The sequence below is a fragment of the Pedobacter foliorum genome, from assembly GCF_013266735.1.
Taxonomy (GTDB): domain Bacteria; phylum Bacteroidota; class Bacteroidia; order Sphingobacteriales; family Sphingobacteriaceae; genus Pedobacter; species Pedobacter foliorum.
Map to the genome: position 1 here is coordinate 221,780 of NZ_JABSNU010000008.1, position 14,964 is coordinate 236,743.

Below are 14,964 nucleotides of genomic sequence, written 5' to 3' on the forward strand. Positions count from 1 at the left end.
GATGCTTATATGTTGTAGCGCGCGCAGGTCGTGCTGTAACACACGCACGTCATCCTGAATTTATTTCAGGATCCCGTTTAAGTAGGTTTTTAATACCTTGTGAGGGGTCCTGAAATAAATTCAGGATGACGTGTGTGTTAGTAATGCAGGTTATGTTTTTTACAACTCTTCTTTCTTATTTGCTAAGCAGAGTTTTTTAAACTTTTCCCTGATTTTAAAAAAAGCTCACGTGTTGTTTAAAGCTTATTTGTTGTTTAAAAAGACAAACTTGTGATCAAACATATCCAGTTTAATTTTACTATCCTTATCGATCTTGCCAGCAAGAATCTCTTTAGATAGCTCATTAAGGATACGTTTCTGTATTACACGTTTTAACGGGCGGGCACCAAATTGAGGATCATATCCTAATTCTGAAAGCCAATCCAAAGCTTCAGGTGTTGCCTCTATTTCAATTCCCATTTCCGCAAGTGTATCCTGTACATGTTTAAACTGTAAGGTAACTATGTCCCTAAGCTCATTGCGATTAAGCGGTGTAAACATGATCAGCTCGTCTATACGATTTAAAAACTCGGGTCTGATGGTTTGTTTCAATACCTCAAACAATTCGCTTTTGGTTTTTGCAATTATCTCATCACGGTTATTATCGTTAAGATCTTTAAAGTTATCCTGAATCATATGTGCCCCAATATTTGAGGTCATGATGATGATGGTGTTTTTAAAGTTTACCACGCGACCTTTATTGTCGGTTAACCTTCCGTCATCCAACACCTGTAACAGAATGTTAAATACATCAGGATGTGCTTTCTCAATCTCATCCAGCAATACCACTGAATAAGGTTTTCTACGCACAGCTTCAGTTAGCTGACCGCCTTCATCGTATCCTACATATCCTGGAGGAGCTCCAATTAAGCGAGAAACCGCATGACGTTCCTGATATTCACTCATATCTATTCTGGTCATCGCATTCTCGTCGTTAAACAGAAACTCTGCCAATGCTTTGGCTAATTCCGTTTTACCAACACCCGTTGTACCTAGGAATATGAATGATCCAATTGGTTTACGTTTATCCTGTAAGCCCGCTCTTGAGCGACGTATAGCATCTGATATAGCCTCAATAGCCTCATCCTGTCCGGCAACACGTTTGTGTAACTCGTTTTCCAGGTTTAATAATTTCTCGCGTTCGCTAGAGATTAGTTTGGTTACCGGAATACCGGTCCATCTGCCTACTACACCGGCAATATCATCAGCAGTTACTTCTTCTTTCAGCATTCGGCTTTCGCTTTGCATGCCTTCGAGTTCAACTTTTAGCTTTTCAACATTGTCCTGCGATTCTTTTATTTTACCATAACGAATTTCTGCTACTTTGCCATAATCTCCGGCACGTTCTGCTTGCTCCGCTTCCAGTTTATAGTTTTCAATCTGCTCCAGTTCATTGTTGATATTATCTACCAAATCTTTTTCGCCTTGCCATTTCGCTTTTATTTCGTCACGTTCGGCAGACATATTGGCAATTTCTTCGCCAAGATCTTTAACTTTTTTACCGTCATTCTCTCTTTTAATGGCTTCGCGCTCAATTTCCAGTTGCATGATCTTACGATTCAGCTCATCAACCTCTTCAGGCACGCTATCCATTTCCAAACGTAGTTTAGAAGCAGCTTCGTCCATTAAGTCGATAGCCTTATCTGGCAAAAAACGATCTGCAATATAGCGTTGAGACATTTCTACGGCGGCAATAATGGCTTCGTCTTTAATCCTCACCTTGTGGTGGGTTTCGTATCTTTCTTTTAATCCACGCAGAATTGAAATTGCATCCTGAGTATCAGGCTCATTAATCATTACCTTTTGGAAACGACGCTCAAGGGCCTTATCTTTTTCCAGATATTTTTGATATTCATCTAGCGTAGTAGCTCCAATTGCACGTAATTCTCCACGAGCAAGGGCAGGTTTAAGGATGTTTGCAGCATCCATTGCACCTTCGCCACCACCGGCACCAACTAAAGTATGGATCTCATCGATGAACAAAATAATGTCTCCATCGCTATGAGTAACCTCTTTAACTACTGCTTTTAAACGCTCTTCGAATTCGCCTTTATATTTTGCCCCGGCAATTAATGCACCCATATCAAGCGAGTAAACGGTTTTCGTTTTCAGGTTTGTAGGTACATCGCCTTTTATGATTCTAAAAGCGATACCTTCGGCAATGGCTGTTTTACCAACACCCGGCTCTCCAATCAAAATAGGATTGTTTTTGGTACGCCGCGAAAGGATTTGAATTACCCTCCGAATCTCTTCATCACGACCAATAACGGGGTCTAACTTGCCAGATTCGGCATATTCGTTAAGGTTACGCGCATATTTATTAAGGGCATTATAAGTTGCTTCGGCATTTTGATCGGTAACATGACTATCGCCTCTTAAAGCAATAATTGCTTTTTTAAGGTCTTTTTCATTTACTCCCTGATCTTTTAAAAGTTTCGATGTATTGTCGTTAACTGATAAAATACCTAGCAAAAGATGCTCTACAGACACAAACTCGTCTTTAAATTCTTTTAGGTACGACTGAGCTTTTTGTAAAGCAGAGTTGCTGCCCGAAGTTAAATAGGCATTGCTTCCACTAACTTTAGGGAATTTCTCAATCTGACTATCTAAATGTTGGTTTAAAACATTAAGATTTACGTTTAACTTTTTTAAAACGTATGAAACTACGTTTTCATCAACAGTAAGCAAACCTTTAAGCAGGTGTGCTGTTTCAATAGCCTGTTGCTGATTGCCTTGGGCTATTTCAGAAGCCTGTTGAACTGCTTCCTGGGCTTTTATAGTGAAATTGTTGAAGTTCATGCTAGCAATTAAACAAAGCAAATGCCATCTTGGTTTTTAGTTATTAATCGGAAATTTTGTCGGTACTTTTTGTTTTGAACTGCATAATTGTCTGATAAATAGTTGTTTATGATGAAAAAATGTCTGATCCTAAGAAATCTGATTTAATTTTACGTCCTTTGTAACCATCTACCTTTTTCATAAATGCTGACTCCATTAGATAACTTTTACCAGCAAAAAGAAGAACCCGTACGAGGTTGTTTACTTGCGTTAAAGGATTTTATATTGGCTTTGGATGAAAATATTACCCCTGAGTGGAAGTATCATCTACCATTTTTTTACTACAAAGGAAAAATGTTTTGCTACTTATGGATTCATAAAAAATACCTTAAACCATACATAGGTATTGTGGAAAGCAAGCATATCGATCATCCTGATCTGATTATTGAAAAGAGGGTCAGAATGAAAATAATGTTGATAGATCCTAATGAGGATTTACCAATTGAAACGATAAACGATATACTAAAACAAGCGCTTGCCCGATATTAAATGAAGGATTTTATACGATTATACTTAGATGCTTACCGCGGGTTGTCTACCCCAGCCTGGATGCTTGCTTTGGTTATGCTTATAAACAGAAGTGGAGCAATGGTGATTCCTTTTTTAGGAGTTTACATGATTAATCACCTGCATTTCTCATTAGAAGATACCGGAATGGTGTTAAGCTGCTTTGGTTTAGGTGCTGTTTCAGGAAACTTTTTAGGCGGATGGCTTACCGATAAAGCCGGACACTTTAAAGTTCAGTTGGTTAGTTTAATTTTAACTGTACCTATGTTTTTTCTGCTTCCAGAGTTGGATACGGTGGTTAAGTTGGCGATTGGCGTTTTTACTTTAAGCTTAGTTTCGGAAACATTTAGACCTGCAAACTCTGTTTCTATAGCCTATTATTCGAAACCGGATAATATCATCAGGTCGTTTTCATTAAACAGGATGGCCATGAACCTTGGCTTTTCTATAGGCCCTGCTTTGGGCGGTTTTTTGGCGGCCATATCTTATGCATTTTTGTTTTATGGAAATGCAATAGGCGCATTATTGTCGGCCATTCTATTTTTTATCTATTTCCGTAATCGTAAAGGGAATGAGAAGAAGAAAAAGGAGGTGGTAGAGGATGAGGGAGATCGTGCTAATTTGTCTCCTTACAAGGATGTTCCTTTTATGCTTTTCAGTGTGCTTTCCTGCATTTTTGCCATTTGTTTTCTGCAATTATTAAGCACACTTCCTTTGTACTACAGAAATGTTTACAAAATGACTGAAGCTGAAATAGGAATTATTCTTGCCTTTAGTGGTTTGGTGGTGTTTTCTTTGGAGATGCTTGTGGTTCATATTGCCGAAAAGAGATTTACTGCCCGCACCATAATTGTGGCTGGTACTGTACTTTGTGCGGTGTCATTTCTGGTGCTGAACCTTGCCAAAGGGATTCCTGTGCTTTACCTTTCTATGTTTATAATCTGTTTGGCGGAGATTCTGGCGATGCCTTTTATGGCAACCATTACACTTCAAAGATCTTCCGTAAAAAAGAGAGGTGCTTATATGGGTATAAATGCGCTGTCTTTTTCTGTAGCCCATATATTTTCTCCGCTTGTAGGTACTAGGGTTGCTGCTGAATTCGGTTTCGAAACTTTATGGTGGGGTACGGTAGTGGCTTTAACCGTTGCTTCGGTAGGTTTCTATTTTGTGATGAAAATGATGAAGTTATCAGCATAGTGTCATCCTTTTTGTATTAATTGGTATATCGGGAAAAGTCGATATATCTTTGTGCTATGGATCAGTTAGAGATTTTCAAAGCACTATCAAATAAAACACGACTGCAAATCTTGCAGTGGCTTAAAGAACCGGAAAAACATTTCCCAGCACAGGAACACGCTTCATTTGATGAGGTAGGGATTTGTGTAGGGCAAATACAACAAAAGGCTGGTTTAACCCAGTCTACCGTTTCAGAATATCTCTCTATTCTTCAGAAATCAGGATTGCTTGAATCAACCAGGCTAGGGCAGTGGACTTATTACCGACGTAATGAGGAAGCTTTTGCTGCGCTAAGCAATATCATCAAATCAGAAATATAGAACTTATTAAAAAAACAATTATATGAGTACAGAAAGTTTGTTCAGACCTTTTAGTTTGAAATCATTAAATATAAAAAACAGAATAGTGATGGCACCTATGACGCGTTCATTCTCGCCAGATGGAGTGCCAACAGCTGATGTTGCTGCATATTATGCAAGGAGAGCAGCCGGAGAAGTAGGGTTAATCCTATCTGAAGGAACGGTTATTGATCGTGTTTCATCATCAAATGATGCTAATGTGCCACATTTTTATGGAGATGCGGCTTTGGCAGGATGGAAAGATGTAATCAACAGTGTACACCACTCTGGTGGAAGCATGGGGCCACAAATATGGCACATGGGTGTAATGGATAACCACCATTCAGGATGGGTTCCTTCGTCGCCTTTTGAAGGGCCATCTGATTTAAACAGACCAGGTTTCTCAAATGGAGTAGCAATGACTCAAGAGGATATCGATGCAGCTGTTAAAGCTTACGGAAGTGCTGCTGCGGATGCTAAAAGATTGGGTTTTGATTGTGTTGAGCTTCATGGTGCTCATGGTTATTTAATTGACCAGTTTTTTTGGGATGGCACCAATAACCGTACAGATAGCTATGGCGGTAAAACATTAGGTGAGCGTACTAAGTTTGCGGTAGAGGTTATTAAAGAAGTGAGAAGACAGGTAGGTGTAGATTTTACTATAATTTTGAGATTATCACAATGGAAACCATCTGATTATACTTTGCAAATGGCTAAAACACCACAGGAAATGGAACAATGGTTACAGCCTCTGGTTGATGCAGGAGTTGATATTTTTCACTGTTCGCAACGTCGTTTCTGGGAGCCTGAGTTTGAAGGTTCTGATCTTAACTTTGCTGGATGGGCTAAGAAAATCACCGGAAAAGCTACCATTACCGTCGGTTCTGTTGGTTTATCAGGAGAGTTTTTAGCAGCATTTAGAGGCGAAAGTTCTGAGCCAAGTTCTTTAGAAGAGCTAATGAGAAGAATGGATAGAGGAGATTTTGATCTGGTTGCTGTCGGCAGACCTTTACTTGCAGATGCCAAATGGGTTCAGAAAATCCGTGATGAACGTACTGCTGAATTGAAAGGATTTTCTAAAGAAGCATTAATGCAATTACTATAGTATTTGCAAATAGAGGTAAATAAAAAAAGCTGGTCATGTTGACCAGCTTTCGGACGATTATTAAGGGTATACTACTTACACAAGTGCAAGTATGTATTATTTTAATACTTCAGCTAATCTTGTTGTTTGATGATCAGCAAGCTTTTGCAGGGGACCTGCAGCAAGCATTTTCATCATCATGTTAAGATCTGCAGAAATAATATGTTTTGCGATAGTTCCGCCATTACCATTATCAGCCACTGTCCATTTTAATTGAACATCAAAAGGAGGTTTTTCTGTAGGTATTGCAGTTAATTCCTTGTTTTCTACGCGATCAGAGATTTTAATGGCCAGTTTAGCCATATTCTGAATGGTAAAGCTAGCATCATCTGTTGTAGAAGACCAGTTGTAAATGTTCTCAGGCATTAATTGCTGATGATTGTTCATATCAGCCAAAAATGCGTATACTTTTTCAACCGGTAGGTTTAACTCTACGGAGCTTTCAATAACTGTCATTATGATTTTACGTTAATTGTTCTAATTCTTTTCCCCAATTTGCTGGGTCTCTACGCCATTTGGTAAGCAAATCAACATCGTTTTGTGCAATGAAGCTGTGCTCAGCAGCATATTCTATAAGTGTGTTATAGTTAGAAAGAGTCGAGAAGCGACATTTTGCTTCTTTAAAATTCTCTTCAGCCTGATCGAAGCCATAAGTAAAAATGGCAACTAATCCAGCAACAGAAAGTCCTGCATTTCTTAAAGCATCAACAGCTTGAAGGCTGCTTTTTCCTGTTGAGATTAAATCTTCAATAACAACTACGCGTTGTCCTTCAACTATTTCACCTTCAATTAAACTTCCGGTGCCGTGTTCTTTTGCTTTTGCTCTAACATAAGCGAAAGGCAGGCCAAGTTCTTGGGCTACTAATGCACCTTGAGGTATACCAGCTGTTGCTACACCTGCAATTAAATCTACAGAACCATATTCTTCCTGTATCAATTGCGTAAGCTTTTGTCTGATATAAGTTCTAACAGAAGGATGGGAAAGTGTGATCCTGTTGTCACAATAAATAGGAGATTTCCAACCAGAAGCCCATGTGAATGGGTTATTAGGTTGTAATTTTATTGCTTTAATTTGTAATAAAAATTCAGCTACTTTTAATTCAATATCACTTTTATTATACATGTCTCAAAATTACGGAATTTCTCGCGTTTTGCTGGTAAGCGTAATAAATATTTTATCTATCGCTTATTAGAAAAATGCTGAAAACTCTTGTTTAATTTATTTTAGAACGAGCAAATATCCGTAATAAAAATCAATGCTGAAAGTCTTTTTTGTGATCGACTGTGAATCAGTGATATGCGTTGGTTTGTTTAAGATATTGACTTGTTTTTTGCATACCTATCTGCAGATCTGAGTATTTTTGCGCGTCTGAGTATATACGGCCGTTGAGTATGCACGGCCGTTGAGTGTTGTATACATCGTCATCCTGAATTTATTTCAGGACCCCTCACTAGCTAAGCTCTTTTTCTCTTGAGGGGTCCTGAAATAAATTCAGGATGACGATGTGTACAAAACACGATGTGTACAAAAGACGATGAGAGCAATTAAAGATGCCGATGAGGCCATTAAATAAATGTTTTTTGATGCCCTGATTTTTTCTAATTGAGTTCCTGTACGGCTTGGGAACCGGCTCGGTATCGCCTGTATACCCGGTCGGGAATACTGAGGGGAAAATCAGGCTTTTCTCAGGCTCTTCTCAGGCCTACCTGAGGTAAATCGCCTGAGATGTCCCTGAAAAATACCTGATCTATCCCTGGGTAATCTGCCTCTGAAAACCACCTGGAATTAGCTGGATTCGTAACTGGCATTAGCTGGTTTCATAACTGGCATTGCCTTACTTCATAAATTGTATTATTAAATTTTAAGTAATTATTTCTGCTATAATTCTGTACTTTTAAACCTCGATTTTATTAGGGGAACAGCCTAACTAAAAAGGGCGCTTTAGTGTAACTGCTGCGGGGAATTAAATAATAACGAAAACGACCATATTCTGATGAAGACTTACAGGATTTATATTAACGATAACACATTGTTTATTGCCGACTTAATGCCTAAGCAGGTAAAGAAAATTCAACAGCTTGATAAGCAGGATTTTGATTTTCCATTGTTCTATAAGAATTTAGAAAAGGTATCCGGTAAAGACTATATTCTGATTGATTCAGATCCGAAACAATTGTTTCAGAAGATTAAAAAAAGCTGTGAACTTATTAAAGCTGCAGGTGGTTTGGTTAAAAATGCCAAAGGCAATTATCTCTTTATTTTTAGAAATAAAAAATGGGATTTACCTAAAGGGAAGGTAGAAAAAGAAGAGAAAATGAAAGAAGCTGCGCTTCGAGAGGTTGAAGAGGAGTGTGGTGTAAAGATTTTTACCAACGATGAAAAGTTATGTAAAACCTATCACGTTTATACGCTAGGTAGTAAATTGGTACTTAAGAAAACCAATTGGTACAGCATGACTGTAAAAGGCGAGCCTAAACTTATCCCTCAAAAAGAAGAAGGAATAACAAAGGCGAGTTGGTTAAGTAAATTGGAGCTTAATCAGGTATTGAAAAATACCTACCCCTCAATAGTTCAGGTTTTAGAGGTAGGCGGACTTTTAGAAAATAATATTGTAGTAAAACCAGTATTACACGCTATAAAAAAGGTATAGCCTGTTGCGGTAAAAACTTACTTACATCACCATTGTTACGCAGTATATCGCGTACAATGGTTGAGCTTATGGCCGAATATTCGGGCTTACTCAAAATAATGATGGTTTCTACTTCGGGCATCATGGTTTGGTTAATCTGTGCAATTGCCTTTTCGTATTCAAAATCGGAAACCGAACGGACACCTCTAACCATGTACTGAGCATTAATCAGCTTGCAGAAATTTACAGTTAGTCCTTCATATAACTCTACTTCTACTTTTGGTTCATCTGCAAAAACAGTTCTAACAATTTCTTCACGTTTATCAGCAGAAAGAAAACCTTGTTTAGCGCTATTTAAGCCAATACCTACCACTATCTTATCAAACAATGGTAAGGCTCGCTTTAAAATATCAACATGAGCTATAGTAATTGGATCAAATGAACCTGGAAATAGTGCAATTTTCATACTTAAATATTGGAGGTCTTTTCAAAAAAACTAAATGAAGAGTTGCCATATCTTCTTGTTTCGGTATAACCCGGCTGATCTTTTAGTTTTAATAATGATGGATGTTCTACTATAAGCATACCATTATCGGCTAACAGGTTGTTTTTCATTACCAATTCCGGAATTAGAGGAATGGTAGGTAAGTCGTAAGGCGGATCAGCAAAAATGATCTGGTATGATTTGGTATGGCTCTGTAAAAACTTAAATACATCGGCTTTTTGCACATCAATTTCATTCAAGTCATATTTTGCGATTACTGATTTTACCCAGTATATACAGCCAGAGTGCTTATCAACAGCAGTTACCTGTTTAATACCTCTGGATGCAAATTCGAAGCTGATGTTTCCGGTGCCACAAAAAAGATCTAAAACTGTGCAGCTATCAAAATCATAAGTATTGTAAAGAATATTAAATAGGGCTTCTTTGGCCATATCTGTTGTTGGCCTTACCGGCAAGCTTTCGGGTGCATTAAAGCGTATACCCTTTAATTTTCCACCAATTATCCGCATTTATCAAGGGCTAATAGACTGCTGTAATAATGAGCAGGCATGTCATCTAAAATTTTGTTGTCAACATCATTACCAGCTGTTGGAATGAAGTTAATTGTTTTGAAGTATTTCTCAACGCATTTGTATTGGCTATCTCCTTCGTTGATAATACCACTAAGGTGGATGTCAGTTTTTGAAGTATCAATACTAAGCTGGTTGATAATGAAGAGCAGGTAATAGTTAAATTCTTCTGAGTTTTCGATTTGAAAATAGTTTTGGAATATCAACTTACCACCATCTGTATATATTGCATTGAATGACCCAACCGTAAAGTCGAGTACAAGGCTGAGGTTTTCTTTGTCTTTAGAAAGCGCTAAAACCGGAGCTGCATGATCAAATAACTTGCAATTTGAAAGAGATACATTTAAAGTTTCATCAATAAACTTATTTAGCGTAAAGATGGATGTAAAACCAAAATTGGCGAAAGGTTGGGTATAAAGGTTATTGGACTGCTCTTCTGTAAAGAATTTAGCGTAGTCGTTTAAACTCTGCTCGTTGAACAGGTCATTTGGGATAGCTATTGAATTTTCTGTATGTACAGAAGCTTTAATTTCTTTAAATGGTAAACTCAAATAGCAGTCAGTTCTTAATTTTTCGGAAAGTTCTTTGCCTACATTCTGGCATTCCTGCTCATCGTAAACTGCTTTAAGCTGATTGCTGCTTTTATCTATAATAGCATACGAAAAACTATCGGCAGTAATTTTTATTAACAGGTTGCAGTCTGCCGCTGTATTAGGGTCAAACTCCGGATCAACTAATAATATGCTATTTTTGCTGTTCATATGAACAAAATTAATCCTTTTTTCTATAACATCACCATTGCATATTTGTTAAATGGATAAAGCGACACTAATAGCCCAGTCTTATCAATTTACTCCTACAGCAGAACAACTCACTTTTTGTAGTGAAATGGCCTCATTTTTATCGCAACAATTGGATGGGCAGTGTTTCATTTTGAGGGGATATGCAGGTACAGGAAAAACTACTTCTGTAGCCGCATTGGTAAAAGCTTTACCCAAGTTTTCTTTGCGTTCTGTTTTATTGGCACCAACCGGTAGAGCGGCAAAGGTAATGAGTAACTATACTGGCAGAAAGGCATTAACCATTCATAAAAAGATCTATAGGAAAAGAACAGCTGTATCAACAGATATGTCCTTCCAGATTGCTCCAAACCTTGCAGAGCATACCTTATTTATAATTGATGAGGCTTCTATGATTGCTGATGAGTGGAATACGCAAACCGGGTCATCATTTTTAAAGGATCTGATGGAGTTTGTGTATAATGGAAAAAACTGTGCTGTAGTTTTTGTAGGCGATACCGCTCAGTTACCTCCGGTAGGCAGTATTGATAGTCCGGCGCTAAATAAAGAATACATCTTCTCCAATTTCGGAATGCGGGTAAAGGCTGTGGAGCTAAGAGAAGTTGTACGCCAGGAAAAGGAATCGGGAATATTGGCCAATGCCACCATGCTTCGGAAATTGATTAATGATGATGCCGAAGAAGTTGAGTTACCTAAGTTTATCACTAAAAACTACAAGGATATCTTTAGAATGACCGGCGTAAAACTGGTTGAGGGATTAGAATACGCCTATAATAAGTTCGGAATAGAGAATTCTTTGGTGGTTTGTAGGTCTAATAAATCTGCAAATGTTTATAACCAGCAGATCAGAGCTAGATTGTTATACCGAGAAGAAGAATTGACAGGGGGGGATCAGATTATGGTTGTTAGAAATAACTATTTCTGGTTGCCCGATAATGAATCGGCGGCTTTTATTGCCAATGGAGATATGGCGCGCATCCGTAGGGTAAGGGGTATCGAAGAACGCTACGGCTTTCGCTTTTGCGAAGTACAGCTGGAGTTTCTTGATTTTCCGGAGGCTGGTGAAATTACCTGTAAGGTGATGTTGGATACGCTTACTGCCGAAAGTCCCAATCTTTCTTATGAGCAAAGTAATAAGCTTTTTGAGAGGCTCAATTTAGATTATGCCCATATCACCAACAAAAGAGAACGTTTAAATAAAATTAAGGACGATCCATATTACAATGCATTGCAAATTAAGTTTGCCTATGCGGTAACTTGTCATAAGGCTCAGGGTGGTCAATGGGATGCTGTTTTTGTAGATCAGGGCTATTTAACAGAAGAAATGATTGACATGGATTTCTTAAGATGGCTTTATACTGGCGTAACAAGAGCGAAAAGAGAATTATTTTTAGTAAATTTTGCACAAAACCTTTTCTCCTCTCCGGCTGAAGAGCAATTTTAGACGCTAATTTGAACTGACTGTTATGAGATTCGCTTATTCTATTAAACAAAAAATGAAAATTGCAGTGCTGTTATTTTGTATAATGGCTTGTACAATATTGATCAGGTTTTTAGAAGATAAAAGTGTGAAAAGCATGAACGAATCATTCGTTTCTATGTATAACGACCGCTTAATTCCTGCAACAGATTTATTTTATGTAGCAGAGAATGCTTATGCAAAGAAGTCGATGATTGAAGAGTTTTTAAATACAGCGGCTGAGCAATCTTTTAGTTCAGCAGCTTTTAAGGAACAACTTGCTGATTACAACAGAGCAATAGATTCTTTAATTAAAAAGTACGAGAAAACTTTCCTGGTTAAGCAGGAAAAGGAAAAGTTAATAGTTTTAAAAGATGGACTTGAGAGTACCGGACAGATTGAAGATAAGATTTTAAAGTTTGCTGCTAATAAGGATATTGCTAATGCCAGGAAGCTTTATGACCAGGAAGGTAGGGCATCTTCAAAGGGTACAATTCAAAAATTATCTGAGCTAATGAGAATCCAAACTCAGGTCGGTGAAGAGCTGATTAAAGATTCTGCATTTATGGTTTCAGGAAGTAAATTGTATTCTACATTGCAGGTTGCTTTGGCCATTGTTATCGGTATTTTAATAGTCGGAATTGTTTTTACATCTAATGTTGTAAAGATCAATAATGATAAATTTAACCTTAATTAGCCATTTATTACCCGCTTTTCCATTACAGATTATTATGTTTGTCACTGCAAAAAGTAACTATATGACATCAATAGCCGCCATTGAATTTAATAGCGCTTTCTTTTTCAAGTTTTTAAAATTCGGGTTGGTAGGTTTTTCGGGTCTTATTGTTGATTTCAGCATTACTTATCTATGTAAGGAAAAGCTGAAAATCCATAAGTATATTTCCAATTCATTAGGCTTTATAGTTGCTACCGGTACAAATTACACCCTTAACCGATACTGGACTTTTGATAATCATAACCCCGCAACTATTATTCAGTTTGGGAAGTTCTTTGTGATTTCGCTTGTTGGGTTAGCCATAAGTAATGTAATTATCTATCTGCTAAACGACAGGTTGAAATGGAACTTTTATGTTGCCAAGGCTTGTGCAATAGTACTGGTGTCGCTTTGGAACTTTTTTGCCAATTATCTTTACACATTTACCGGATAAACCCCTTTACCAATGCTACAAACAAAGAAAAGTTCTGAACAGATATTATTTATATTTCTGGGTGTATGGACTGTGCTTAATATTATTCAGGCAGGTTTTGTAGAGCTTCATGCTGATGAAGCTTATTACTGGGTTTATTCCAGGTTTTTAGACTGGGGATATTTTGATCATCCACCAATGGTTGCCTTGTTTATTAAAATAGGGGATGCTCTTTTATCTTCAACTTTAGGTTTAAGACTCTTTACAGTGATAACCAGTACGCTTTCGGTTTATCTGCTGTGGCAAATTGTAAGTCGTTATGCACAAAATATAAAGCTTTTTATTCTGCTGTTTTCAGCGATAGTATTGTTCCATGTTTATGGTTTTATAACAACTCCGGATTCCCCGTTGTTCTTCTTTACAGTACTGTTTTTTTATGTGTATCAGCGTTATGAGGCTGAGAATAAGATAAAATGGGCTTTAATATTGGCATTGGTTATAGCGTGTTTGCTGTATAGTAAGTATCATGGTATACTAGTTCTGTTATTTACAATATTATCTAATCTGAAATTGCTGAAAAGACCATCTTTTTGGCTTATAGTGGTTATCTCTATAATTGCTTACATACCTCATATTTTATGGCAGGTTCATAATAATTATCCGTCATTCTATTACCATGTTATAGATCGTTCTGCTGCTTTTTATAAGTTTAATTTTACCTCGGAGTACTTGCTGGCTCAGTTGGCACTGGCCGGGCCGCTTGTAGGTTGGTTTATGTATAAATCGGCGGCGGTATTGAAATCTGAAGATACCTTCGTTAAGGCCGTTAAGTTTAATTTCTTTGGCATATTTATATTCTTCCTAATCAGCACACTTAAAGGTAGAGTAGAGGCGCATTGGACGTTGCCGGCAATGTTGTGTCTCTTTATTTTGGCCTATATTGCAATGGCCAAAAAGCCACTACCGAAATGGTTTGAGCGACTTGCTATGGTTAATATTGGTTTAATTATTTTGGTGAGGTTAGTGCTTATCATACCAATAGATGCGTTAAAGAAAGTTAAAGCGGTTGATTACTATTTTGGCACTGAGCAATGGGCTAAGCAAATTCACGAAAAGGCAGGCGATTATCCTGTAATCTTTAACAATTCGTTTCAAACACCTTCCAGATATAATTATTATACCCGTAGTACGAAAGGCTTTAGTTACGATTCGAGGTATTATAGGAAGAACCAGTACGATATATGGCCTCTTGAAGATAGTCTTATAAATAGAAAAGCTTACTTTGTTTTGTCGGATAGCCATGGCGATAACGTTAAGCAAGATACCATTAACACGCGTAAAGGGGTGTTTTATGGATTATGGATAGATAAGGTTAGGATGTATCAGAAAGTTTCTGTTAACCCTGTTGTCGTTCCTGAAGAATGGAAAAGCGGTGAGGTTAAAACTTTGAAATTGAAGATTACTAATCCGTATAATGAGCCTATAGCGTTGGGTAATGCAGGTGAAACCTGGAAATGCTATCTAGAATATGCATTTAAAAAGGGAGATAATATAGATGAGTTTAAGCCTGTTTTAGCAGATATTGAAAATGTTAAGATTGGAGCCGGAGCATCTGTAGAAATTGAAGCGGGTATAAAAGTACCTGTTGAGGCCGGTAAGTATAAAATGATTTTGTCTTTGAGGACTGAGCCTTTTTCAGGAGGCAGAAACAGCAACATGATTAGTGTTGATGTGAAGTAGAAATTACGTTT

The 14,964-nt window shown here is 37.6% G+C and carries 15 protein-coding genes; 9 read left to right on the forward strand and 6 right to left on the reverse strand.

Annotated elements, in window-relative coordinates; translation table 11 throughout:
• Nucleotides 1-243 precede the first annotated feature (243 nt).
• A complete protein-coding gene (clpB, locus tag HQN83_RS17045) occupies nt 244-2,838 on the reverse strand; it encodes an ATP-dependent chaperone ClpB (RefSeq protein WP_173091584.1) in 2,595 nt (864 codons plus the stop codon).
• A 183-nt stretch (nt 2,839-3,021) separates the two neighbouring features.
• Here clpB and HQN83_RS17050 point away from each other — a divergent pair, with 183 nt between their 5' ends.
• Genes HQN83_RS17050 through HQN83_RS17065 form a run of 4 tightly spaced genes read left to right on the forward strand, consistent with a single transcriptional unit; the run spans nt 3,022 to nt 6,063 of the window.
• Complete coding sequence (locus HQN83_RS17050) at nt 3,022-3,366, forward strand: DUF1801 domain-containing protein (RefSeq protein ID WP_217277411.1); 345 nt, start codon at nt 3,022-3,024, stop codon at nt 3,364-3,366.
• Nucleotides 3,367-4,581: an MFS transporter gene (locus HQN83_RS17055; protein WP_173091586.1), complete on the forward strand. Its 1,215-nt coding sequence runs from the start codon at nt 3,367-3,369 to the stop codon at nt 4,579-4,581.
• Between the two features lie 56 nt (nt 4,582-4,637).
• Nucleotides 4,638-4,940, forward strand: a complete 303-nt coding sequence (locus tag HQN83_RS17060) for an ArsR/SmtB family transcription factor (RefSeq protein WP_173091588.1) — start codon at nt 4,638-4,640, stop codon at nt 4,938-4,940.
• Nucleotides 4,941-4,962: 22 nt separating this feature from the next.
• Nucleotides 4,963-6,063, forward strand: a complete 1,101-nt coding sequence (locus HQN83_RS17065) for an NADH:flavin oxidoreductase (RefSeq protein WP_173091590.1) — start codon at nt 4,963-4,965, stop codon at nt 6,061-6,063.
• A gap of 96 nt (nt 6,064-6,159) precedes the next feature.
• Here the strand turns inward: HQN83_RS17065 and HQN83_RS17070 are convergent, their stop codons facing one another.
• Both HQN83_RS17070 and pyrE read right to left on the reverse strand, forming a co-directional pair.
• A complete protein-coding gene (locus tag HQN83_RS17070) occupies nt 6,160-6,558 on the reverse strand; it encodes an SRPBCC family protein (RefSeq protein ID WP_173091592.1) in 399 nt (132 codons plus the stop codon).
• A 7-nt stretch (nt 6,559-6,565) separates the two neighbouring features.
• Nucleotides 6,566-7,225: an orotate phosphoribosyltransferase gene (gene pyrE / locus HQN83_RS17075; protein WP_173091593.1), complete on the reverse strand. Its 660-nt coding sequence runs from the start codon at nt 7,223-7,225 to the stop codon at nt 6,566-6,568.
• A gap of 871 nt (nt 7,226-8,096) precedes the next feature.
• On the opposite strand from pyrE, the gene HQN83_RS17080 reads away from it, so the two are divergent.
• Nucleotides 8,097-8,753, forward strand: coding sequence for an NUDIX hydrolase (locus HQN83_RS17080; RefSeq protein ID WP_173091594.1), 657 nt, complete (start codon nt 8,097-8,099; stop codon nt 8,751-8,753).
• Here the strand turns inward: HQN83_RS17080 and coaD are convergent.
• The 3 genes from coaD to HQN83_RS17095 are packed head-to-tail and all read right to left on the reverse strand — an operon-like array spanning nt 8,737 to nt 10,567.
• Nucleotides 8,737-9,198 carry a pantetheine-phosphate adenylyltransferase gene (coaD, locus tag HQN83_RS17085; RefSeq protein ID WP_173091595.1) on the reverse strand — a complete coding sequence of 154 codons (462 nt, stop codon included), beginning with the start codon at nt 9,196-9,198 and terminating at the stop codon, nt 8,737-8,739. The genes HQN83_RS17080 and coaD overlap by 17 nt on opposite strands.
• Nucleotides 9,199-9,200: 2 nt before the next feature.
• Complete coding sequence (locus tag HQN83_RS17090) at nt 9,201-9,746, reverse strand: RsmD family RNA methyltransferase (RefSeq protein ID WP_173091596.1); 546 nt, start codon at nt 9,744-9,746, stop codon at nt 9,201-9,203.
• Entirely contained in the window at nt 9,737-10,567 is an 831-nt protein-coding gene (locus HQN83_RS17095) for a DUF3822 family protein (protein WP_173091597.1), read from the reverse strand. The genes HQN83_RS17090 and HQN83_RS17095 overlap by 10 nt, the downstream gene beginning before the upstream one ends.
• Before the next feature lie 52 nt (nt 10,568-10,619).
• Here HQN83_RS17095 and HQN83_RS17100 point away from each other — a divergent pair, with 52 nt between their 5' ends.
• From HQN83_RS17100 to HQN83_RS17115, 4 genes are all read left to right on the forward strand, one after another.
• On the forward strand, nt 10,620-12,050 hold the full coding sequence (locus HQN83_RS17100) for an ATP-dependent DNA helicase (protein ID WP_173091599.1): 1,431 nt from the start codon (nt 10,620-10,622) through the stop codon (nt 12,048-12,050).
• Nucleotides 12,051-12,072: 22 nt separating this feature from the next.
• A complete protein-coding gene (locus tag HQN83_RS17105) occupies nt 12,073-12,762 on the forward strand; it encodes an MCP four helix bundle domain-containing protein (protein ID WP_173091601.1) in 690 nt (229 codons plus the stop codon).
• 61 nt (nt 12,763-12,823) lie between these two features.
• Nucleotides 12,824-13,234: a GtrA family protein gene (locus tag HQN83_RS17110; protein WP_108206200.1), complete on the forward strand. Its 411-nt coding sequence runs from the start codon at nt 12,824-12,826 to the stop codon at nt 13,232-13,234.
• Nucleotides 13,235-13,246: 12 nt separating this feature from the next.
• Nucleotides 13,247-14,953, forward strand: a complete 1,707-nt coding sequence (locus tag HQN83_RS17115; RefSeq protein WP_173091603.1) for an ArnT family glycosyltransferase — start codon at nt 13,247-13,249, stop codon at nt 14,951-14,953.
• The last annotated feature ends 11 nt before the right edge of the window (nt 14,954-14,964 follow it).